Source organism: Paenibacillus amylolyticus (assembly GCF_050990605.1).
Classification (GTDB): domain Bacteria; phylum Bacillota; class Bacilli; order Paenibacillales; family Paenibacillaceae; genus Paenibacillus; species Paenibacillus amylolyticus_H.
This window is the reverse complement of sequence record NZ_CP158832.1, coordinates 3,460,676-3,482,485: the sequence shown is the minus strand read 5'-3', so window position 1 is coordinate 3,482,485 and position 21,810 is coordinate 3,460,676. Positions and strand designations below refer to the sequence as shown.

18 protein-coding genes and 5 pseudogenes are annotated in these 21,810 nt (G+C 43.4%); 3 read left to right on the top strand and 20 right to left on the bottom strand.

The window, feature by feature from the left end:
- Positions 1–697: 697 nt before the first annotated feature.
- From ABTV53_RS15510 to ABTV53_RS15450, 13 genes and pseudogenes are all read right to left on the bottom strand, one after another.
- Positions 698–2,692, bottom strand: coding sequence for a WD40/YVTN/BNR-like repeat-containing protein (locus ABTV53_RS15510; RefSeq protein WP_433743842.1), 1,995 nt, complete (start codon positions 2,690–2,692; stop codon positions 698–700).
- A gap of 572 nt (positions 2,693–3,264) precedes the next feature.
- Positions 3,265–3,654 carry a rhodanese-like domain-containing protein gene (locus ABTV53_RS15505; RefSeq protein ID WP_433743839.1) on the bottom strand — a complete coding sequence of 130 codons (390 nt, stop codon included), beginning with the start codon at positions 3,652–3,654 and terminating at the stop codon, positions 3,265–3,267.
- Complete coding sequence (locus ABTV53_RS15500) at positions 3,632–4,024, bottom strand: rhodanese-like domain-containing protein (protein ID WP_433743836.1); 393 nt, start codon at positions 4,022–4,024, stop codon at positions 3,632–3,634. The genes ABTV53_RS15505 and ABTV53_RS15500 overlap by 23 nt, the downstream gene beginning before the upstream one ends.
- 34 nt (positions 4,025–4,058) lie before the next feature.
- Positions 4,059–4,379: a rhodanese-like domain-containing protein gene (locus ABTV53_RS15495; protein WP_433743833.1), complete on the bottom strand. Its 321-nt coding sequence runs from the start codon at positions 4,377–4,379 to the stop codon at positions 4,059–4,061.
- Between the two features lie 296 nt (positions 4,380–4,675).
- A complete protein-coding gene (locus ABTV53_RS15490) occupies positions 4,676–4,984 on the bottom strand; it encodes a rhodanese-like domain-containing protein (protein ID WP_433743830.1) in 309 nt (102 codons plus the stop codon).
- Between the two features lie 43 nt (positions 4,985–5,027).
- On the bottom strand, positions 5,028–5,297 hold the full coding sequence (locus tag ABTV53_RS15485) for a metal-sensitive transcriptional regulator (protein ID WP_110822066.1): 270 nt from the start codon (positions 5,295–5,297) through the stop codon (positions 5,028–5,030).
- 72 nt (positions 5,298–5,369) lie between these two features.
- A pseudogene (locus ABTV53_RS15480) lies at positions 5,370–5,844 on the bottom strand (DsrE/DsrF/DrsH-like family protein).
- 69 nt (positions 5,845–5,913) lie between these two features.
- The gene (locus tag ABTV53_RS15475; protein WP_433743827.1) at positions 5,914–6,708 is read right to left on the bottom strand and encodes a sulfite exporter TauE/SafE family protein; all 795 of its coding nucleotides are present in this window, start codon (positions 6,706–6,708) and stop codon (positions 5,914–5,916) included.
- 112 nt (positions 6,709–6,820) lie between these two features.
- Positions 6,821–7,048: a sulfurtransferase TusA family protein gene (locus ABTV53_RS15470; protein WP_433754232.1), complete on the bottom strand. Its 228-nt coding sequence runs from the start codon at positions 7,046–7,048 to the stop codon at positions 6,821–6,823.
- 17 nt (positions 7,049–7,065) lie between these two features.
- Positions 7,066–8,202 carry an MBL fold metallo-hydrolase gene (locus tag ABTV53_RS15465; protein WP_433743824.1) on the bottom strand — a complete coding sequence of 379 codons (1,137 nt, stop codon included), beginning with the start codon at positions 8,200–8,202 and terminating at the stop codon, positions 7,066–7,068.
- Positions 8,203–8,222: 20 nt separating this feature from the next.
- The gene (locus tag ABTV53_RS15460; protein WP_110822062.1) at positions 8,223–8,618 is read right to left on the bottom strand and encodes a DsrE/DsrF/DrsH-like family protein; all 396 of its coding nucleotides are present in this window, start codon (positions 8,616–8,618) and stop codon (positions 8,223–8,225) included.
- Between the two features lie 27 nt (positions 8,619–8,645).
- The gene (locus ABTV53_RS15455) at positions 8,646–9,215 is read right to left on the bottom strand and encodes a sulfurtransferase TusA family protein (protein WP_433743821.1); all 570 of its coding nucleotides are present in this window, start codon (positions 9,213–9,215) and stop codon (positions 8,646–8,648) included.
- A gap of 514 nt (positions 9,216–9,729) precedes the next feature.
- A pseudogene (locus ABTV53_RS15450) lies at positions 9,730–10,137 on the bottom strand (Crp/Fnr family transcriptional regulator); the annotation flags it as partial.
- Between ABTV53_RS15450 and ABTV53_RS15445 the strand changes: the two are divergent.
- A pseudogene (locus tag ABTV53_RS15445) lies at positions 10,136–10,566 on the top strand (cupin domain-containing protein). The pseudogenes ABTV53_RS15450 and ABTV53_RS15445 sit on opposite strands and share 2 nt — an antisense overlap.
- A gap of 567 nt (positions 10,567–11,133) precedes the next feature.
- Here the strand turns inward: ABTV53_RS15445 and ABTV53_RS15440 are convergent.
- Positions 11,134–11,220, bottom strand: a pseudogene (locus ABTV53_RS15440) (MarR family transcriptional regulator); the annotation flags it as partial.
- A 106-nt stretch (positions 11,221–11,326) separates the two neighbouring features.
- On the opposite strand from ABTV53_RS15440, the pseudogene ABTV53_RS15435 reads away from it, so the two are divergent.
- Positions 11,327–11,670: pseudogene (locus ABTV53_RS15435) on the top strand (hypothetical protein); the annotation flags it as partial.
- 309 nt (positions 11,671–11,979) lie between these two features.
- Here ABTV53_RS15435 and ABTV53_RS15430 read toward each other — a convergent pair.
- From ABTV53_RS15430 to ABTV53_RS15415, 4 genes are all read right to left on the bottom strand, one after another.
- Positions 11,980–14,028, bottom strand: a complete 2,049-nt coding sequence (locus ABTV53_RS15430) for a glycoside hydrolase family 16 protein (protein ID WP_433743818.1) — start codon at positions 14,026–14,028, stop codon at positions 11,980–11,982.
- A 152-nt stretch (positions 14,029–14,180) separates the two neighbouring features.
- Positions 14,181–15,722, bottom strand: coding sequence for a response regulator transcription factor (locus ABTV53_RS15425; RefSeq protein ID WP_433743815.1), 1,542 nt, complete (start codon positions 15,720–15,722; stop codon positions 14,181–14,183).
- 3 nt (positions 15,723–15,725) lie between these two features.
- Complete coding sequence (locus ABTV53_RS15420) at positions 15,726–17,564, bottom strand: sensor histidine kinase (RefSeq protein ID WP_433743812.1); 1,839 nt, start codon at positions 17,562–17,564, stop codon at positions 15,726–15,728.
- 71 nt (positions 17,565–17,635) lie between these two features.
- On the bottom strand, positions 17,636–19,288 hold the full coding sequence (locus tag ABTV53_RS15415; RefSeq protein ID WP_433743809.1) for an extracellular solute-binding protein: 1,653 nt from the start codon (positions 19,286–19,288) through the stop codon (positions 17,636–17,638).
- Positions 19,289–19,484: 196 nt separating this feature from the next.
- Here ABTV53_RS15415 and ABTV53_RS15410 point away from each other — a divergent pair, with 196 nt between their 5' ends.
- Entirely contained in the window at positions 19,485–19,664 is a 180-nt protein-coding gene (locus ABTV53_RS15410; RefSeq protein ID WP_433743807.1) for a hypothetical protein, read from the top strand.
- 125 nt (positions 19,665–19,789) lie between these two features.
- On the opposite strand, the gene ABTV53_RS15405 is transcribed toward ABTV53_RS15410, so the two are convergent.
- Both ABTV53_RS15405 and ABTV53_RS15400 read right to left on the bottom strand, forming a co-directional pair.
- Positions 19,790–20,581, bottom strand: coding sequence for an SDR family oxidoreductase (locus ABTV53_RS15405; RefSeq protein WP_433743804.1), 792 nt, complete (start codon positions 20,579–20,581; stop codon positions 19,790–19,792).
- 482 nt (positions 20,582–21,063) lie between these two features.
- Positions 21,064–21,699, bottom strand: coding sequence for a TetR/AcrR family transcriptional regulator (locus ABTV53_RS15400; protein ID WP_433743801.1), 636 nt, complete (start codon positions 21,697–21,699; stop codon positions 21,064–21,066).
- Positions 21,700–21,810: the final 111 nt, after the last annotated feature.

The window sequence follows — 21,810 nt, the reverse complement described above, 5'->3', positions numbered from 1 at the left end:
TTCCGTTAGTTAAATAAAAGCGGCCGAACACATTGATCAGCTGCTTTCTTGGTGCATTGAGTTATCATTTCCCGTTACCTTAATGAAGTAGCACAGTTAGATTGTAATCTAATCGTTCGTGTAATCAAGTTCTTGTCATCTGTCAAGAACGGAGATAAAAAAGAAGATCTTGAAAAGCTCTAGTATCCATCAAGGTCTTCTTCGTGATTTACTTATTATATCTTGCCTTATATCCTCATGGTTCTTTACCATGTTCTTGACCTTTTTAACACCCTACGGCGTTCTTCCTTATATCAAAAAATAGCTGGTTCCTGATACAAAAATCATTATTTTAGCAAACACTTATATAAACCTGCTTTTATCTCCGTCACATTAACCCCATCCTGAAACTATTCATATAAATACCTAATCGGAAATGACACAATGTTCTTGTCCCGCGACATCTGCTGCTGCTGCCGCCTCTCATTTTAATGACTTCTTTCCAAGGTGGAACACTGATCTCTTCACATCCCTTCCCTGCTATATCAAACCATGCACCGAAGAAATTTTCACTAGTTTGAGTGACTAATTTTTCAAGAACCCACAATATAATTCTTACCACCCCAGAAAAATACGTATCTAAAAACGTAAAATCTCTAGGGTGTTTTGTTTATAATGAAAAAAAAGAGGTTGGAGCGGAACTGTTATGACGAAAAGGCTACAGTTCGTTTGCATACATAATTTCTCCATATCCGCCAACAAATATATATTTTCCGTACATCTTAATGGCGTCCTTCATCCTTTGTATACCAACACTATTTAAACCTTGATTTTTTGGAGGAACAGTAGTCTCTTTCCACTGCACTCCGTCTTTGGACAGATAATACGTGTTGGAGCCGTCGATTTCCCCATAGCTCGTAGTCATAGCAAAAAAGTTTCCGTCAAAAGATGTCAGGAAGTCGAATCCGGTATAATCGCCTTTCGTAAACGTCGTCTTTTTCTTCGTCCAGTTCACCCCATCCTTCGACACCCATGTCTTCGAAGAGTTACTTTGATCTGCCGCAACATAGGAACTGCCATTCCATGCCAGATGAGCTTGATCCAAATCCATTGTCTTTACCAGCTTCCAATGAACGCCATCCGTGGTCTGCATGAGTTTCGTCGTACCAACTCCAGTATTGAAGTTGTGCACGCGGAAGGTGGCGAGCAGCCGTTTGCCGTCCCAAATCATCGAGGTCAACCAATTGCCGCTGACGTTAGGGATCCGGGTCCATTTAAGACCATCTTTAGACGTATAGGTACCATAAGATTGATCCGAAGCGACAAAAAATTTGCCTGTCCATAAGATCTTTTGCAATTGGCCGTATTGGTCTTTGAAAGGTACGCTTGCTTTTTTCCAGGTATACCCATCTCCCGAATAGTAAATCCCGTTGTGGCCCGCAGCAACAAATTTATTCGCACCCCAAACCACATTGTACAAATTCGGTCTACCCAACTTTTCCCGGTAGGCGAACGGGTTGCTGCTACGCCAAGTAGTACCATTATCGGTAAATATGACGGTACCATTCATGCCAACTGCCACGGTCCTTTTCCCGTTTGTGGCAAGACCGCTTAGCTCGCCTCCTGTATGAGAGCCGACTATTCGGTAACTCCACGCAGTACCGTCCTTCGTATATATTGAATATGTGCTGTCGGGTGCGTCCTGCCGATCGTTTGATCCAATCCCGGCAAATCCGTTAGCCACCGGATAAATCATATAGATATTGGTATAAAGATATGAAAGGTCTGTTTTCTTCCAATTCACGCCATCTTTTGATGTATAAGCGATATTTTTATTAACACCTGATTTTTGATTGGTTGCCCCTGTAACAATATACTTGTTGTGGCCGTATACAATGGTCGATAGTTCTGCGCCGCTCGGGGATTTGGATTGCTTCTTCCATGTGAACCCGTCAGCGGACGTATAAATGCCGTTACCGACCCCGATGTATTGTTTTCCCGTCCAGGCCATGTCCCGAATAGCTGCAGACTCGTTGTATTTTTTCGAGGACCAATTCTGCCCATCTTTCGAAACAAGCACGTATTTATTATCATAGATGCTGGTTATAAAGTAAGTCCCATTCATATACTTCAGAGCGTTCGCCCCATACTCGTTATACAATGAACGCGAGGTTGTCCAGTTTTCCCCATCTACCGACGTGAATATATGCTTTTCCCCCAAGGCGACAAAGCCACCATTCCCCCAAATCAACTGATGGATCGTTTCGTCAGGGTTAAAATCGATCTTCGTCCACGTCAACCCATCTGTTGAAATAAATCCTTCGGAAGGTTTCTCGTAAAGAGTAAAGGAATATTCCGTATTAGAACCAAACATCACATATTTGGATCCATCCCAATCAATAGCGGTTAAATGATATCCTCCGAATTTTGATAGAGCTTTCCAAGTATTTCCGTCCTTTGATTTCATCACCGATCCGTAGGCACCTACGGCTATGTATTCGTTCTTTCCCTTTGTCAATGCGTACGGTGCGTTAGAACTATAGCTTGTGTCGACAGTCCACCCTTCACCAATAGAGATAGGCGTTTCCTTCAGTGTAATCGAGTCAATTGTCCTATCTTCGGCGCTCGCATCGACCGAACTTACGGGGGGTAGCCAAAATAATAACGACAACGACAAACAAACTACCCATAAAAATGTGCTATTTCTTCTCATGTTCTCCTCCTGTTGTTAAAAGCCTTGTTGTTGAAATCATTCTTATCTTACTCGCTTTTCCACAAAAAGTAATGGGTTATTGTGCCTATGTTAACAAAAACACAATCCTTTAGACCTACTATTTTAAGCTGTCATCCTTCCCGGGACCCCCTGGAATCAAAAAAGCTAATATCACTTCAACGCGAAAATCCACAACCTCAGTTGGTTGTGGATTTTCAGTATAAAACAGTGGGAGCTATCATGGTTATGGCATCTGAACATCCAAGGATTAGGTGGGGTTAATAAAAAGACAAAACTCCCAAATACGAAAATACGTTTCAATATGCATTACTGAAAAAAGAATGGCTCGTGCAACGGGCAGATCAAAAATGATCATTTGAACACATTGAACAATTTTGGACCAGTCCATAAAACGGCGAGCTGTCCTCAGATTGAACTCCAAAAAAAATTATAGCCGTTCCCGGAAGCCTGTCCAAATATAGACTTGAATTAACGTGTGACAATCTTCGTTTGATTTATCATTGAAGATCGTTATCCTTACCCTATGGCGATCCGATTAAAAAGCCGTCTTTTTATTTTTGAATCAGCTTATCGCCCCACACGCTTACACCTCCATGGAGGTGAGCAATACTAGAGTATCCACTTCTACTTAATACTTTAGCTGCATTTTTGCTGCGCATACCGCTCTGGCAATACAAAAGAACCGTGTTATCTTTAGGAATTTCGGCCAGACGATGCTTCAGCTGAGACAGAGGAATATTAATCGCCCCCTTAATGAAGCCTCTTTTGTACTCTCCAGGTTCACGGACATCAACGAGGATACGTTTGCTGTTATTCTTCATTTCATTCCTAAAATCATCAGGTTTCAGGTTCTTCACACCTTTGACCGGCTTCACCCGGGTGTAGAGAAACCATACAATCAAAATAATAACTGCAACATTAATAACAATATTTATGCTCACTGGACTCTCCCTTTCCTTTTGTTGACAAACAACATCCTTTCACCATATAGAGCTGACGGAATCCTCGTCGTGCAAGAATTCTGGATGCTTTTTTTCTCTTAAGCCAAGTACTTGAGAAAATAATGACTTCATCATGGCGCGACAATTCCTTTTGCCATGGCAAACGACCAATAGATATATTAATCGAGCCTGGAATGTGGTTCTCCCAATACTCACTGGAGTCCCTGACATCGAGTATTTTCACATTGGACCAACGTTCATGAGATGGATCCCACTCTTCCATGTCGACATAAGTAAGTGAAGATACCGGCCACAGCTGAACCAGTAACCATACGACTAGCATTCCAGTTGCTATATAAACCAGAGTCATTCATGACACCCTCTTTATATTATTCATATAGACATCATCGCACTAATTTATTTGAATCCGACCATTCGCTCAGACCGCCTGTCATGTTTACAACCTTATATCCTTTCTCATGAAGAAGCTCACATGCAAGACCGCTCCGGTTTCCACTTCGGCACATGATAATGACCTCCTGAGATTCATCAAGTTCAATGTATCGTTGCATTAATTGTCCTAACGGAATATGAACAGCTCCCTTTACATGTCCTTCTACCCATTCTGCAGATTCACGAACATCAAGCATCATAAAATCCTTACCTTGTTTCAGCTGTTTAGCTACTTCTTGCGGGGTAATTTCTTTTGGAATTTTAAATGCCATAAGTAATCCTCTCCTCTCCTATTTGTATACATAAAAATATGGCTATTCACTTTTACGTACACAGTGATTGTTCTTGATTGATTACATATACCCCTATAGGTATTATAAAACTAAAAATGATTATTCTCAAGCTCTCCTCAAAAATAATATTTTAGTCATTACAAAATAGATCATAAATAAAAAAATCTATAGATCATAGTAAAGCAATCTATAGATAGATATAAGGATTCGCATACCAGTTCTCTTATAGTCTGGGCTGATGCTTCCGAAGCGAAGCATTCTAACTATCTTCTATATTAATTACGAACCAATTTGTCTGTCCAGGCATTGAGCCCACCTGTCATATTGATAACCTTGAACCCTTTTTCATAAAGCAGCTCACATGCCTTTCCGCTGCGATTTCCACTGCGGCATATAACAATAATTTCTTGTGCAGGGTCTAACTCTTCATGTCTCGAGTCCAGTTCGCCAAGGGGAATGTGATTAGCACCTGCTACGTGTCCTTCCATCCATTCTTCCGGTTCCCGGACATCCAGCATGATCAAAGTTTCACCTTTGTTAAGACGTTCTGCTACCTCTTGAGGTGCTATTTCCTTAAATGACATGTGTTAATTCCCTCCATAGATGATTTATTCCATAGTGATTTAACTACCGGCTTTTCACAAGAAGCTCTACGGCTTCTTTAACCAATTTACCTGTATCCTTATTGCCAGCCTCCTGTTCGGCCATAATGCACTGTTGAAGATTTTCTGCAACGATTTGCGCAAGAGCTCTGTCAGAGGCATTACGTACGGCAGACAACTGGGCAACAACCTCTTTGCAAGGTTTACCTTCTTCCATTAATCGAAGTACACCACGAACCTGGCCTTCAATTCTCCGCAAACGTGTTTTTAAGCTATCTGTATAGTTGTATTCCATATATAGTCCACTCTCCTTCATAACATACCTGTATAGGTATATTATAGAGCAAAACATGTTAGCTTACACCTTTTAAATGAATAAGTTTACCTTACCGTTTGTTGCATCACCCAAGTAAGCAGCAACTCCAGCATATTTCAATCCATCGATCAGCTCTTCTTGTTTCAAACCCAAAAGGTCCATGGTCATGGTTACAAGCAACCAGCTTCACACCCTGCTCCTGTGCCAGCTAAATCAACTGAGTCAGAGATAAAGCAGTATGCTTTTTCATCACATGTTTAATCATCTGCGGACCAAGACCGCCAAAATTCATTTTGGACAGCCCAAGTTTATTTACACCCCGTGGCATCATCCATCCAAAAGCCTTTTCCAAAACACCTTTATTTGTCTTGATAGCTTCATCCTTTCGAAGAGCATTCAGTCCCCAGAAGGTAAAAAATATAGTTACTTCGTGATCATAGGCAGCTGCTCCATTAGCAATAATAAATGCTGCAATTGCTTTATCTAGTTCACCACTAAACAGTACGATTGTTGATTTATCAGTCATAAAGTAATAATACCCACTTTCTATTTCATGAATTACATATATCTCTTTATGTTTAAGTTCTTATATGCTTTATAGGATAGTTGACCAAACCTTGACGGCTGTAAGGGAAATAAGCACAACAAGTCCATAACGAAGTACCTTAACATTGATTTTGGAACTGACTTTAGACCCCAGGGGAGCACCGATCAGACTTCCGACCACCGTGAATAAAGTTGGCCATAAAGGAATATGTCCACCAGTAAGCTTTCCGATAACCCCGCCGATGGCTGAAATAAAGACGATCGCAAGTGAAGAAGCAATGGTCGTACGGGTTGGAATCTTGAGAAGTGTGAGCATAATGGGAATCAGAATAAAAGCGCCCCCTGCACCCACAATCCCGGATACAATCCCGACTATAAGAGCAGAGACTACCGCAATGACTCTATTAAATTGAATGTTTTCTTTGTATTCATCCGAGCCTTTACGAGGTATCAGCATCAGAATAACTGCTAACACAGCAAGGATGCCATAGATCAAGTTAATGACGTCTCCTGGAAGCATCCCCGATATATATCCTCCGATAAGGCTTCCCGCCAAAATGCTGATACCCATATAAATAACTAGTCCTTTATGAAAGACTGATTGCCCTATTTTTCCTTCACTTCTTTTCTGAAATGCCAAAACCCCTGCAAGAGAGGCAAAAAAAACTTGAAACATACTGATCGAAGATACCTCATGTGCTGAGAAATGCGCTGCACCGAATAGTGGTGGAACATACAACAGCAACGGATAGTTAATGATGGCTCCACCTATTCCAAGCAATCCTGAAAAGAAAGATCCGATTAAGCCAAGGATGATCATAATTATCCATAACAAAATATCCACAGGTCCCCTCCTTTCTTGGTTGAGGATATCTATACTTCCAGGGGTTTGAAATAAGCGAACACACTGTTAGGTGTTCGCTTTATTTTCATTTAGATCTTCGCTTTATTTTCATTTAGATCTTTTTAACAAAAAACTTATAAATACCGTTGTCTTCCTCATAGGAAATCAACTCATGATTTGTTTGTTTAACCCATGCTTGAAAGTCATTAACGGAGCCTTTATCCGTTGAAAGTACTTCCATGATTTGTCCCGATTCGAGACCGTCCAGCGCTTTCTTTGCTTTTACAATTGGCATGGGACATGCCAGTCCTTTCGTATCTACTACCAGGTCTGTATTCATCATCATTTTTCCTCCTTTTAATGGTCATGCACGGCACAGCGGTTAGGACCGATTTCCATCTCGCGCTGCTCATCTTCGTCGGGTGTAATTTTCCCCATGTTCGTCTGCCGGATTTCTTGGTACGCATTCGGCTGAGGTGGAAGGTTCTCAGTCACTGTACGCCGGAATTCATCCTCTTCAGGAATGTTTAGACCAGGGTTTTTTTGATACAAGTCAGAGAGTTTCGCCATCACTCGACCGTCTTCACCGAGTTCCGTCACCTTTCCGAAGTGAGCAGGTAATACGACCAGATCTTGAGACAATTCTGTGTAGCGTTTATAAAGCGTATCTCGAAGATCACCTACCCAATCTTCCGCAAGGCCCGCCAAATCAGGACGACCGATCGATTCAATAAACAGGATGTCTCCGGTCAACAGGTACTGGTCATCTACAATAAATGATGTGCTCCCGATCGTGTGTCCAGGAGAGTAAATTGGCTGAATACGGATCGTTGTGGATCCTACCTTGATATCACGACCTTCTTCCAGTTTTTCATAATTGAAAGTAACTTCAGTCGCATCTTTAGGTGGCAACCAATAAGTGGCTCCAGTTTGATCTGCCAATTTACGGCCGCCTGAAATATGATCGGCATGTAGGTGCGTATCCAGCGTGTGTTTAATCTGTGCACCTTGTTCTCCCGCAAACCGTTCGAACACTTCTGTCATACGAAGCGTGTCAATAACTGCTGCTTCCCCGCCTGATAAAACCATATAAGACAAGCAGCCCTTTCCAATCCGCACGAACTGATACAAAGCCCCCCCGTCCTTTAATTCTCCAATTTTTACAGGCTCCAGATGCTCACTCCATGATTTCATACCGCCTTCAAGGTAATGCACGTTGCTTCTGCCAGCCTCAACGATTTGCTCTGCTACAAATTTGGAGGACCCCTCTTTCGCACAGACAACAAGCAACTTCTTCCCATCAGGAATCTTGTCGAGTGCAGCATCTACACCGTCTAAGAGATCAAAATAAGGAATGTTAATGATTTCTACACTATGGCCTTCAACCTTCCAATCGTTAAAGTCCGTTTCATTACGAACATCAAGGATAAAAATTTCTTCTTTAGCCAAGACGATACGAGCAAGTTCCTTGGCCATCATCGCTTTTATTTCCATTTCTCTGTTTCTCCCCTCATTTAGAAAGTCAATGTAACGTTGGCATCCTTCGCGAAATCCAGAAAAGTGACAGCTCCGCCTACTTCAATCCCTTCGATAAAGTCCTCTTTTGTTAGGTTCATAACATCCATCGTCATCTGACAAGCAATAATCTTGACACCCATCTCCTGAGCCATTTCTACCAGCTGTGGGATTGATGGAACATTTGCATTTTTGAACCCTTCAGCAAAATGTTCAGCCCCTGCAGGCAGCGGCAATTGGTGATGAGCTTGCTTATGAATCAGATTCAAGCCTTCAAAAGTAAAGAAAATGGCAACCTCTGCTTCAGTCGCTGCCGAAGCTGTTGCGATATTAAACACTTTATATGCATCGAACATTCCACCATTGCTTGCAATAATAGCTACTTTAGTACTCATTGTTATACCTCCGTTTTTTGTTGGTTTTTATTTTTCTGTTGGACCCGTCCAACTAGTCATGCCCGGTTCTACATTTTTGACTTGTTTAAATCCTTTTTCAGTAAGCAGTTGACAAGCAAGGTCACTGCGGCTGCCTGTACGGCATACGACATAAATATCTTCTTCCTGTTTAAGCTCTTGGATCCGCCCTTCGAGTTCACCCAGCGGAATAGAAATAGCACCAGCAATTCGGTTAAAAGCATATTCGGCAGGTTCACGTACATCCAGTACGGTAAACTTTTTGTTATCAGCAAGTTTTTTCTCCAATTCTTCATTGGAAATGGCATGTGGATGCTTCTTCTCTTCTCTTGTTTCAGCAGCACTTGCTTTACGGACATAATGCTTGAGGACATCGCCTTCCTCTACTGTACCAAGATAAAAATGTCCGGTATTTTTGGCCCATCCTTGAATATCCGCCAGAGACCCTTTATCTGTAGCCTGTACTTCAATAACTTGACCAGCCTCCAGCTGATCCATCACTTTTTTCGTTCTTACGATGGGCATTGGACATGCAAGCCCTTTGCAATCGATTATCTGATCTACTTTAATTTCGGCCACTGCAGAAACCTCCTCAAATTTTGTTATGAACAAGACAAGCCTTAGTACAGAGCGTCTAAAAATAAGTCTTCCTTTCGGCTTGCGGTTTACAATTATTTCAGTGGGTTTTTATATGTTACGTTTTATATGTTACGTATACCCCTATGGGTATATTACAAAGAGTCTTCGTTTTTGTCAACCTCCATTACTCAATCATTTGATGTCGCTCCAAACCTCTGGAAAACAGAAATTGACCTATATCCCTTTTAAACTTTGTATGTTAAGAGAAGTAAAATTCATAAAAAAATCCAACCACTAAGCTGGTTGGATTCGTTTACTCAAATACTATAAGGAGTTTTTTCATTTTTTTGCTTGTCACATAATAACCAACTTCTAGGCCATTCCTCTCAGTGTCAATAATTCCGCACCAACGAAGTTTATGCAAGTGACTGACACTGTAGACTGAGGAACTCCAAGAAAGGATTGATTGCAAGTCACGTTGCAAGAGCCTCTTTTAAGTAAACCTTTGATGATAGATAAGAGAGCGGCATTTATTTAAGAGTGTCTTGACGCGTTCTTTAGCCGAAGAAGCAATAAAAGCAGCAAATTCATTCTGAACCTGGCCAAAATTCTCATCCATCATTCTGCGAGTTATGGATTCCAATTGAGAATGTTTCATGTCCATGTCCATTTCCTTATCCAGATCGCTCACCACCATAACCGAATCTTCTACGCATACAAAAGTGTAATCGGAAGACTTATCTGGTTTATGATGATTGAAGATCGCGATGGCTTGCTCTTCAGTATAAAGATTAGACGTGGCCTCTCTGCCATCCTCATCAATCGAATACTGCCTTACACAGCCTTTCAAGATGAAATAGCAAGCTGTAGGGTTATCTCCTTGAGTAAAAAGAACGGTTCCTTTGGATACTCCTCCAAATATGTACCATAAATTATCACATCAAAATCAATGGCATAATCCAATGCCTAACATCCGAAATAACAACGGACACGGGCCCTCCCCTTGCCATGGAAATATGAACCTTAGTCACCCTGGTGGAAATATAGAGATAAGAGATCATGGACAACAACCACTTGTAATCAATATTGATCAAGCCGCAAAGACGATCAGTTCATACGTATTGAAGAAGGTCAGGGAAACTTTGTGCAAATGGGAGACGAGAAAGAAAAATTGAATTTTCAAACGATGACCTGTGAGGACTATGCTGTTATGGTGCCTGCTGGAAAATGGCATAATATCACCAACACAGGCAGTATACCTCTTAAAGTGTACGTGATCTATGCGCCGCCTGAGCTTCCTTATGGGACAGTGCATGGAACAAAAGCCATTGCTATGTCTTCTGAAAGTTAGTTGATCGTATTCTAATGCAAACCAATAGTAATACTAAAGCCTGATTTCTCTTCATTCGTGGTGAAGAAAAATCAGGCTTTAATTACTTATCGAGGTATCGATACAGCGTTGTTTTGCTAATTCCCCTTTTCCTTCGCTTCATTCATTCCTTTTTTCGTGCTCTCACTAGTTAAATCTCCTTGGAAATCAAGTAAAGCCTTCACATGCTCCACATGTTTCTTTAAGGCACCTCCCAGGTATTCGTGATGATGTTTATATATGTATAACAAACGAGGTAGTTCGTAAAGGGACATTTTTTAGAAAAGTCTCTAGATTGTTGTTCAACCATGCTCTATACCAATCAAAACCCCGACACTGTAAGAGTAAGTTCGACATCTAATCTTTCAATAATAAATAATACATCCTTCGATCCCTGTGGTGAAACTCTTCTCGGCCAATCAGTAATCATGCTATGTTCTTGTCCTTTGGTTTTTATGGAACTATTGTTTCCCGTTAGTTTAAACTTCTTTGCAAGGTAAACATTCCTTTTAGCTTTAGGCTATCTAATAACGGGCATCCTCTTCTTTAAAAGTCTTCAATCAATTCAACCGTTTTTGGTAATACATATATATTTTTTTGCCGTTCATTATTGACCGGGATTTTGCGTTCGATGAAAAAAATGAGGTTCAGTTAGACAGTTGGGCGTCGTTTCTGAAATGATTTAAAGTCGAAGAGGGACTACATTTTGAAGTCCCTCTTCTTGGTAATTTTACAATTAGCTTTCGGAGCCATCGCCAAGCCATGGCCTCAGACATATGTGGTGCTGGATGGTCTAAAAGCTTCCCTGCTATCTGCAGTCGGCTTCGACTCAACTAAACTAAACTAAACCAATTAACTTCAGCAGACATGCGCGCCGTTGGACGGGTCTATGCGGGATGGGGGTTGTCGCATGCGTTTTACAGAGAGGAACTTTAATCAATATGAAGCGGAGCGTATTTCTAATGCTACTTTTAAACCAATACAATCGCTCTGGGGTCATTTTGCTGGTCGTGGAATCAAAAGTGCTGATAATCAATTTATGATGACAATCTAAAACACTTGTTGTCACTTAGCACAAAAGTATAGATCGTCACTTACACTGGATGCCTGTCAAGCTGAGCAAAATCACTTATTCCTTAGATGGTTATTTCTCTCAAAATTAATAACCTGACTGATTGGATTTGGGTTAACCAGTACTTACCTATGTTCTTGTCCTTCGACAAGAGATGCAGTTGATGAACTAAATGATTAAGTCTAAATATAAAAGACCGATTCCCAGATAGAAATAATGGGAATCGGTCTTAAGCGTATTTTAGAGTATGAGATTTCAGTTTCTCCGGTTTGGCCAGCATCTGTTCCATCTGATCTTCATTTGCTGTATCCGGAAATCGCAAATTACTGTTCTTTATACACGCGTACATAATCCACTTGCATCGTCGCCGGGATATCGGAGGCGTTCGGGGTACGGCCGCCGTCAAAGTTTCCGCCGACTGCCAAGTTCATAATGAGGTAGAACGGCTCATCAAAAGGTGCATTCGGATTATTCGGTGCAGCTGCGGAATACCACTGCTCGTTAGTGACTTTATAGAAAAACTTGCCGTCTACATACCATTTAATGTTGTCCTCTTCCCAGACTACCGAGTATACATGATAATCATTGGCAAACGTTTGCCCTGCCGGGAAGTGATAATCGCCGCCCGAATACTGGTTCGCGGGCCATTGTCCACCAAAGTGAATAGTACCGCTTACCGATCCAGGCAGACGGCCTCTCGCTTCCATAACATCAATTTCACCTGATGCAGCCCAAGTACCATATACCGAGTCTTGTGGAAGCATCCACAGCGCTGGCCATATACCATCACCGGTAGGAAGCTTGGCACGAAAATCGACTCTGCCGTACTTCAAGGAGAGTTTATCCTTGGTGTTAATCTTTCCAGAAGAATACTGTGCATACCGATTTGGGTCTTGCGGGAAAGATTTACTGTCGTTCATGGCTTTGATATTCAGCTTTCCGTCCTGTACATATACATTTTGAGTACTGTTTGTGTAGTGCTGCAGCTCTGCATTACCCCATCCCCATGTACCGGGATCGTTGTTGAGATAATATCCTGTTTCATAGTTCCATTTACTTGTATCCAGCGTAGTTCCATTAAACTCATCCTGCCAGATGAGGTTCATGCCCGCGATAGCCGGGTTGGTTGGTGTTCCGATTGAGATATCCTCTTGATCGGATACATCCGGACGCGGAGCATTTGGATTGCCGATAAAGGTATAGTTAACGAAGTTGTTGCCAATATTCCCACCCGCCTGTCCGTTCAGCGGATAGCCGATACGAATCTGCATATTCTCCTGGATTGGCTGGAACCAAAGGCCATAGACGTAATCGGACCAGTATCCCCACTGATTAGCATCGGACATATTGTTGTACCCATTACCAGAGTATGCAAATTTGCTCTGGCTGGAGTTACTCAAGTCCACCCATTGCCCATTGATGTTAATTTGGTATACAAAATTACCCAGTTCCTTGGCGATTGGTGCTCCCCCATCAATTTTTGGAAGTGGAACCCCGATAGAACCATTGGCATCTGCTGTGAACGTTGTTCCTTCGTATGGCGTAATGATATATGAATTTCTTGTAGGTTCATTAAACGTAATGGTATAAACGAGATTAGCCGAAGAAGTCTTGGATTCCAATTTGACATTGATCGACTCCGTTACGTTAAACCAGTATCCGCCTCCGCCATCCGTGAATTGGCCAAAATTTTGATCGTAGATCCAGCCGCTGGCTGCGTTATTGTCAATATCAATCCAAGTGCTGCTGTTTACAGGTTTGACATAGACCTTCAAATCATCCGCAACAGCTTCATAAGTGACCGCAGGATTGTTGTTGAACGTTGGATATGTAAAGCCTGCACCGCCTGTGAAGCTTGCTGTGATCTGTGGACCTTGTGTTGCATTCATCGCTGTGATGGTTGTTTTGTTGATGTTTTGGAATACAAGTTGATACTCCAGTTTCACACCATTCGCTTTGGAGTACAGTTGTATCTCGGTTGTTGCGGAAAGGGTGAACCAATAGCCATGGAAGCCGCCATCGCTCCAGTGCCCCCAGTTTTGGTTATAGATATATCCGCCTGCCTGGTCGATATCAACCCAGTTGTTGCCCACTTTTACATTAACGCCTACATCACTGTAAACATCATTCCATGTCGCGGAGCCTCCATTGAACTTAGGCATAACAAATCCGTAGCTGGCCTTTCCAACCCCTGATTTTGAAATAATAGGCCCGTCTGCTGGTGAGAAGTACTCCATTGAGGTTACAGTAGTTCCCGCTGCCTGAACCTTTGAAGCCGGAAGTATGCCAATACTAGCCAGCATCACAACCACAAGCAACATACCGAGTACCTTTTTCATAAACCGTTTCTCCCTAAAGTGAGATGGATTCATAATTGCCCTCCTTTAATAGAATAATAGCTTCTCCCAATCCATGCGTATTAAGGTACACGCTTACATGAGGGATATCTTTATTCTATCGAATAGGTTAATTTGCTGAAAAGGTACAATTGTTTTTGTGGTATCCCATTTTTTTGGCTTTTGATTCAATCTGCCTTCTGCCGCATCATCTGTCGGTACTCTGTGGGTTGGATCTGCATCACATGTCGGAACGCACGTGTAAAGCTTTTATAGCTTTCATATCCAACCATAGCAGCCACCTCAACAATTTTATGATCAGTTTCGGCGAGAAGCCGCCGCGCTTTGTCCAGACGTACATCCCGTAGGTATTCAGCAAAACCTTTACCCATATTCTTCTTAAACAGATTTGAAAAATAAGCATAATTAAGCGATACATGATTGGATACCATCGCAAGATCCAGCGGTTTGTGGTAACTCTCATGAATATAACGAATGGCTTCATTAAGATCGTTCGAATGGCGATAGCTGCATTTATAGTCATAATAGAACTGATTCAGCCGAAGCAGCTGCTGTTGCAGTGCTTGTATATAATCACGCATCCCAGGATAATCAAAGAGATTACGCAATGATTCAAGGTCCAGCGCTTCCTCCCCCATATAAGGGCGGATAACTCGTTCGTATTCCTCCATCATCTGAACGGTGGCGGCGCAGAGCTGCTGGGTATAGCGAACAGGATAGCGTTGCAATACCTTTTTGTGAAATAGTGCAGAAATAGCCTGTGTCATTATTCCACTGTTATCTGTTCCGATTGACTGGAAGAGTTCATATAAGTCTTCATAGGGAAGTTGCCACTGCTGCTCCATATGCTCAATATGTGCTGGGAAGATACTATACTGATCAGGAAACAGGTAACTGTGGCGATAGAGCTCAAGCACTTGGTTATAGCTGTGTGGTAGTTCTTTCAACCCCTGAATCGGGTTAGTCATGGCCGTTATGGCATCGATCTTTCCTTCCTTGAGTGCTGCAGAAAAAACACTTGGATCTATGGACGCATCCACCGCAAGGATCAGGTATGGACGATGTTGCAGGCAAATACAACCTTGTCTGCCAAACACACGATAAGCAATGGCTTCCATGCTATGGACGCTGCTGGCTCCGGGCTGCTTAATGCCAACATCTTCCCTCAGCAGGGCTAGGCGATAATTACGCCATAATGCATCATTTTGTTCCTCAATCTGAAGAATCCATGCGTCATCACTTAACGCACCTTGCATAAACATTCTTAATTCCTTACTCTCGGTCTCTTGGGCGAGACGGGATACATGCTGCATATTATGCGTAAGTGCCTGTCGTGTCTGGATCTCTTGCCATACACGCTCCAGGGAACCTTGCAGATCCTCTCGCTTCAAAGGTTTTAGCAAGTAACCCTTTGCCCCAAGTCCGATCGCTTTTTGGGCATATGTAAAATCACTATAACCGCTGATAATGAGGTATTCCACATCCATATATTCCTCTTTGGTTTGAGCCATGAGTTCCAACCCATCCATATCCGACATCATAATATCGGTAATAACGATGTGAATGCAATGCTGCCGCAATAGGCACAGCGCCTCAATCCCGCTCGCGGCACAGTATATGTTGTTCAGCTCCAGAGGAAATTGATGCAGCATGGCCTGCAGGCCATCACGAATGTGTTTTTGATCGTCCACAATCAGAATATTAATCATGCTCTACCACCCTCCAAGATTTTCATTTTTCCAAGGCAAGCGTATCGTTACACAGGTATATTCACCTTGTACACTATCAATCCAAAGACCGCAATCCTTGCCATAATGAAGCTGCAACCGCTTATTCACGTTTTCCAAACCAAGTCCGCTCCTGCGGGTAACCATCGGCGTATCCGATTCGCTCCGCAGTACTGCCTGAAGACGGTGTAACATCTCAGGCTCTAACCCCTCTCCGTCATCTCTTATGTTAATGAAAAGCAGGCTGTCATTCTCCACTGAAAAGGTGATCTCTATAGATAACCTGTCGCCTGAAGGTGCCCCGTGATGAATTGCATTTTCAACGATGGGTTGCATACACATCTTGGGAATGGCGTAGCGAAGGATCTCCTGAGGAAGATCCGCCGTTATAACGATACTGCCGCCTTCCATAAAGTTGATAAATTCAATATAACTTTGGATGTTGGCAAGCTCGTCACGTAAAGCAACAGTATCGCTGCGCCACTGCATGCTGTAACGTAGCTGGGAGCCGAGCGACACCAATGATTTGGCTATAGCAGGCTGTCTCTGTACCTCAGCCACCATTCGAATGGATTCCAGCGCATTATATAAAAAATGGGAATTAATCTGCGAATGCAGGGAGTGCAACTGTGCGTTTTTGGCAATTAACTGCTTATCCACAACCTGTGTCATCAGGCGTTTGACTTCATGTAACATTTTATTGTAATTCACCGCCACCTCATCAATTTCATCTCCTCTTTCGTTCGCATCAAGGCCTGTATCAATCATTGCATCCAGCTCGCCTTTCCGTACCTGACGCATGGATATCAGTACGCTGTCCAACCGCCGGAAAATACGCCGCGTCGTTTGGGATACGAGTAACATAATCAGCAGCAATACACATAATGTAATCGTTACCACAAATGCATACCAACTGCGCGGCCCTTTCATCAATGCCTGATGGGAAACAATATCGACCACATAAGTGTTCAACGGAGCGATGTATCGATACAATATATAATAACTCTGATCTCCCACCCTGACCTGAAGCGGGCTTTCCTGCGGCGATATTTCGATCTGACGATGGATACTGCCGAGGATCTCCTCCAGCCCCAGCCCGTACTTCTCCGAAAATTCATGCTGCGGATTGTAAACATATTGGGGAGAATCGCTTGCGTTCATCAATACCGAAAAGAAGTCCCCCTTGTTCTCTTGTAGCAGGTCGCTGAAAAACATGCTGTGGGGAACGCGCACTTCCATAATGCTAGGGCGTTTTTGTTCCTGCCCTTGAAGGCGAACCAGACGATAGTAGGATAAGGTGTGTTCACCATCCCTAAAAGAAAATAAACGGTAAGCCGCACCGCCTTCATCCCGAAGTTTTACCCAATAATCCTGCGGTGAAAATTTCTTGTAATGATAGATTTCAGGCCAGATTTCGTACAAGTTTGGGTTATCGACGTAAAAGCTAAGCTCACTGATCATCGCATTACTTTGAATGATATTGAGCATTTGCTCAAACTGGTTTTGCTTAAACTTCACCAGACGCAGTCCATCCACAAGCATATTGGAATGAATAAAATCCACAAATGACTTTTGAGTGAGGGCTGTATTGGAAGCGTTCTCAATCATGTCCATTCTTCTGCGCAATTGTTCATTCAGCCATGTAACGTGGCTGTTGCCTGTCGCCATAGCGTCCTTATATAGCTGGGTTTCTTGCATGCGGATATACACAAAGGATATCAAAATAACAGGTATGACAATCATCAGGCTAAATGCGAGAAACAGCTTTTGGGATATACGGGCATTACGATAAAGCTTCCTCAATCTCGTCAGCAGGTATTTCATTCTGATGTATTCACCACCTTTGTTATACCGTATATTACCAGTTAGCTGATAGTTAACAATGTAGGGAATGGTTACCTGGCTATCTTGGCTTTCCGCAGTTCCAGTTCAGCTTGGCGATATTCCATCACCTGGTTAAAGCCGTAGTTCACACGACGTATCAGAAAATTCTCAAAAATCTTGTCAAAGGCAGCTTCATCCTTCGCTGTAATCAGTTCTGGCAGCACTTCTTCCCAATTCTGAGAAATACGTGACCAGGCTAACGCTATATCGGAATCCCCTATAGGATCTAGTCCCTTATAGATGCCGCTGTCCAGGTCGGCCTGTTGGTTGGCGAACTCCTCCATTTGCTTAATGGATGGGGTGTGCTCTGGTCTCCACGGGTTAACGAAAGCAGGATTTCGCAGCATCCAGTAGGTATCCATTATGCCATATTCCTTTTCTAGCCGCTCCCGATCCGTGTCATACAACTGGACCATTGCCGCCGTCAACTGCGGTTTGCCGTTCTCCATCGTCCAGGTTTCACCTTCTTTGCCCAAAAATAAATCCCTTTGGCCTTCTTCGCTGGCCAGATAGGTCAAAAATCGGATAGCACGTTCAGGGTTTTTCGTGGATCTGCTAATCATCGTAACCATCCAGCCATCCATGCTGCCGGGGAACAGTTTGGCGGATTCTCCCCTGCTGCTCCGGGGTCCATCTACAGCAATATAGGTTGAACCCTGATTTGTAAGGGCTTCCAATTTTGTATTAAGGTCCGATATGTCTGTCCATTCCCGAATCATCATAAAATATTGGGCATGGTTGGTTTTTTCCTGCACCTGTGCACTGGAGTCGACCAGAAAATCAACATTAATCAGGCCATGCTCGTAAGCGGTACGAAATGTTTTCAGCCACTCGATATAATCGGGATCTGTCATTCGGTCGTATACTTTACCGTTCTGTTCATGGGGGATCGCCAGCAGATTTTGCAAATACTCAGTCATGCCATAGGAGGCATTCCCCTGTGCCCAAAATGGACTGATCAGTTGGCCTTTATAAACCGAATATTGATTCTTCAGCAAATGCAGTGCATCCAGAAAACCTTTCGGTGTGCTAAGGTCCGGTTTGCCCATTGACTCATACAGATCTTTGCGTACGAGAAAGGTCTGGTTCGCTCCCGTCAAGCCGGTTGAACGCATCTGTTCGGGACTGTATGCATCATTGGGAATGACATAGGTGTGGCCGTCTTCCTGCCGGTACCACTGTAGAGCACCATCACCTGCTACCTTGAAAAAGTAAGGATCATACTGGTTGGCGAGCTCATCCAGGGCATAGATGAGATTACTATCCCTCAGTTTGTTAACTGCACTCTCCCAGGAGCCGATGGTTATCAAATCCGGCAGACTACCGGTCGTCAACCTCCGTGATAACACTTCGCTTGGTTCACCAGTGGCTACTTCAAATTCGATATTAACCCCTGTTTTTTCGGTGACATATTTGGAAGTTAGGCTCTCCCCCCAAGTGTGCCCGTACCATTTGGCTCCAACGAACCACGTTAGATTCACGGGGGTTGTATCGAGCTTCCATGACGGCTCTTCCGTATTCAGATTAAGGCTCTGTATCTGCTCCGTGAAGTTAGCCTTTGTAGAAGCGTGCCCATCTTCCGCTTGCTCTGACTCAGAACATGCAGTCAAACCTGACATCAGACACATCGTCAACACGGCTACGATAAAAGGACTTCGAAACATGAACACCTAAGCGCCTCCTTTCTATACTGGCCATCTTTATCCCATCTGCACCAGCATTCATACGAGTAGTGGTACAACCGATTTTACTATCCTTGGATTAAAATGGAAATGGTTTCGTGGTCGATTCTCATATGAGCCGCATCATTCCCCCTAACAAACATAACTTGTAATAGGTCAATTGAAGGGAGACCAATTCGTGTATTTAATCTGGATACTTATTGTCGGTGGGCTAATTGGCTGGTTAAGTGGAAATCTGATTGGACGGGACGTGCCGGGAGTGGGTGGATTTCATATCATACCCGCGATCGTCGGGTCAGTCATTGCTCTCTTGATTTTCTATGCGCTGGCGCGCACTGGAGCGTTCCGAAGACGTTAAAAGGCGGAGACGACACGTTTTTATTTTATGATAGTCGAATAAGGCCGCCGATCCTGTTGATCGGCGGCCTCCTTTGGTTTTATGGAACTATTGTTTCCCGTGAGTTTAATGAACTGTCTTCCTAATTAGAACCCACCTCTAGAATGGATGATTTGTCCGGTGATCCATTGGGAGTCATCACTTGCCAGAAAAGCAATCAGACGGGATACATCTTCAGGAAGACCGATCCTGCCCATCGGAAATCCCGGTAGCAAGGCTTTCTTCACTTCTTCTGACATCCAACCCGTATCGGTAGGACCGGGATCAACTGCATTCACAGTAATGTGAAAAGGAGCCAGTTCAGCAGATAGACATTCGGTAAAGGTGGAAACGGCGCCTTTCGTTGCGGCATAAGCGAGATTGCCAGGCATCGGCCCCTTGCCTTGACCGGACGTCAGGTTGATGATCCGGCCACCGGAATGGATCTGACGGCCGGCCAGTTCAACCTCCAGCATACGCGCAAATTCGGCCGATAGCATGAACGTACCTCGAATGTTCATGGCGCAGTGCGCATCGATCAGTGATGCATTTAATTGACGGAAATCAGCTGATACGCTGTACGTAGCGTTGTTAACGAGAATGGTCGGCAGCCCGACAGCCGACCGGCACGCGTCAAGCACTCGCGCTGGAGAAGCGGGATCGGTAAGATCGACCTCCATATGCGCTGCCTTAATGCCATAGGAGCGAAGTTCTTCGGCGAAGAGATCCGGCCAGTTCTTGTCGGCATCTCCCGGATTCTCTATCTTATCGTAATCGTACAGATGGGTATAGAACACATTAGCGCCTTCGTGCGCCAACGTGCGGCAGACGGCGGTTCCAATCCCTTTAGGGCGGCTTGTGCCTGTCACGATAGCCGTTTTTCCATATAGTTTGCTCATTTTATTTCCTCCGTTTAATAAGGGAGGGAGAAATCCATTTTTCGTTGGAGATGGAATTATCCTAGGTATAACAAAAACGGATACATCAAGTATCCGCGCCCGGGTTTGATTCAAACGGTTCCTCGCGTCCCTTGAATGATTGCAGATCGGCATTACAAACGAGGCGTGTGGTAATAACCAAAACACCAAGTCGAGCGATCCGGTTTAGATAACCATTACAAGGAAGTCCACATTGTCCGGCGAGTCCCCTTTCCTACATCTCCACTTCAAATATTACGAGTCAGACTCAATTACTGTCAAGATAAATACATGGTAGGTGACAAATATAGCAATTCTTATTAAACTAACCTGCCCGTTAGCTTAATGAAACAGATAAAGATTCTTATCAACATTGGTACCATGTTCTTGCCCCTCGACATATATATATGCCAGTCTTTTATCGTTAAGCAAAACCGCAATCAGTTTGATGGCTGATTTTCGTTTTAAACAGTGTGTTTTCCATAAGCGCAAAGAAAGACGCGTACGCCTTCTGTGATGAGACGTTTGGTTTGTTCCTCCTCCAAATTGCCTGTTTTTATCGGTTGATCAAATACCAACAAAAACGTTAAGGCAGAAAAGTGCTTTGTAGCCATTACAGGATCGGGCACATCGAGCAGTCCGGTTTGTCCAAACTCGGTAAACCTCCTGATAATCCCCTCTTCCGTTGCGTTATCCAGCTTTTCTAAAAACGAGCCAGGCAGGTTGGCGGCTTCCATTGTAACCAGACGGATCAAAGCGCTGTAATCCGCCGAGCCATTCGCAGAAGCTACGAATTGTTCGCAGAACAAGATGAGCGACTGCTCCAGATCCTCGAATTCCATGAGGTATTCTGATATCCCTTGCTTTATCATGTCTAGAACCGCCTCACTGGTTTCTTCCACAACAGCAAGCAGTAAGTTCTGTTTGTCGCCATAATAATCATAAACGGTCCGTTTGGAAACTCCCGCTTTAGCTGCGACTGCATCGACGCTGGAACGATCAAACCCATCTGAAAGAAACAGGTCTCGTGCTGCCGCAATAATTTTGGCTCGTTTGTCTGAAGAGCCTTTGCGGATTTTTTTGTTGTCCATATTATCCATCCTTATGTTTCCCCCCTACAGGTATACTATCAAAAATGAGTTCCACTTTACAAACTACACTGCACGGTGTAGTATAATCAATGCAACATATCACAATCAATGATTAAGGAG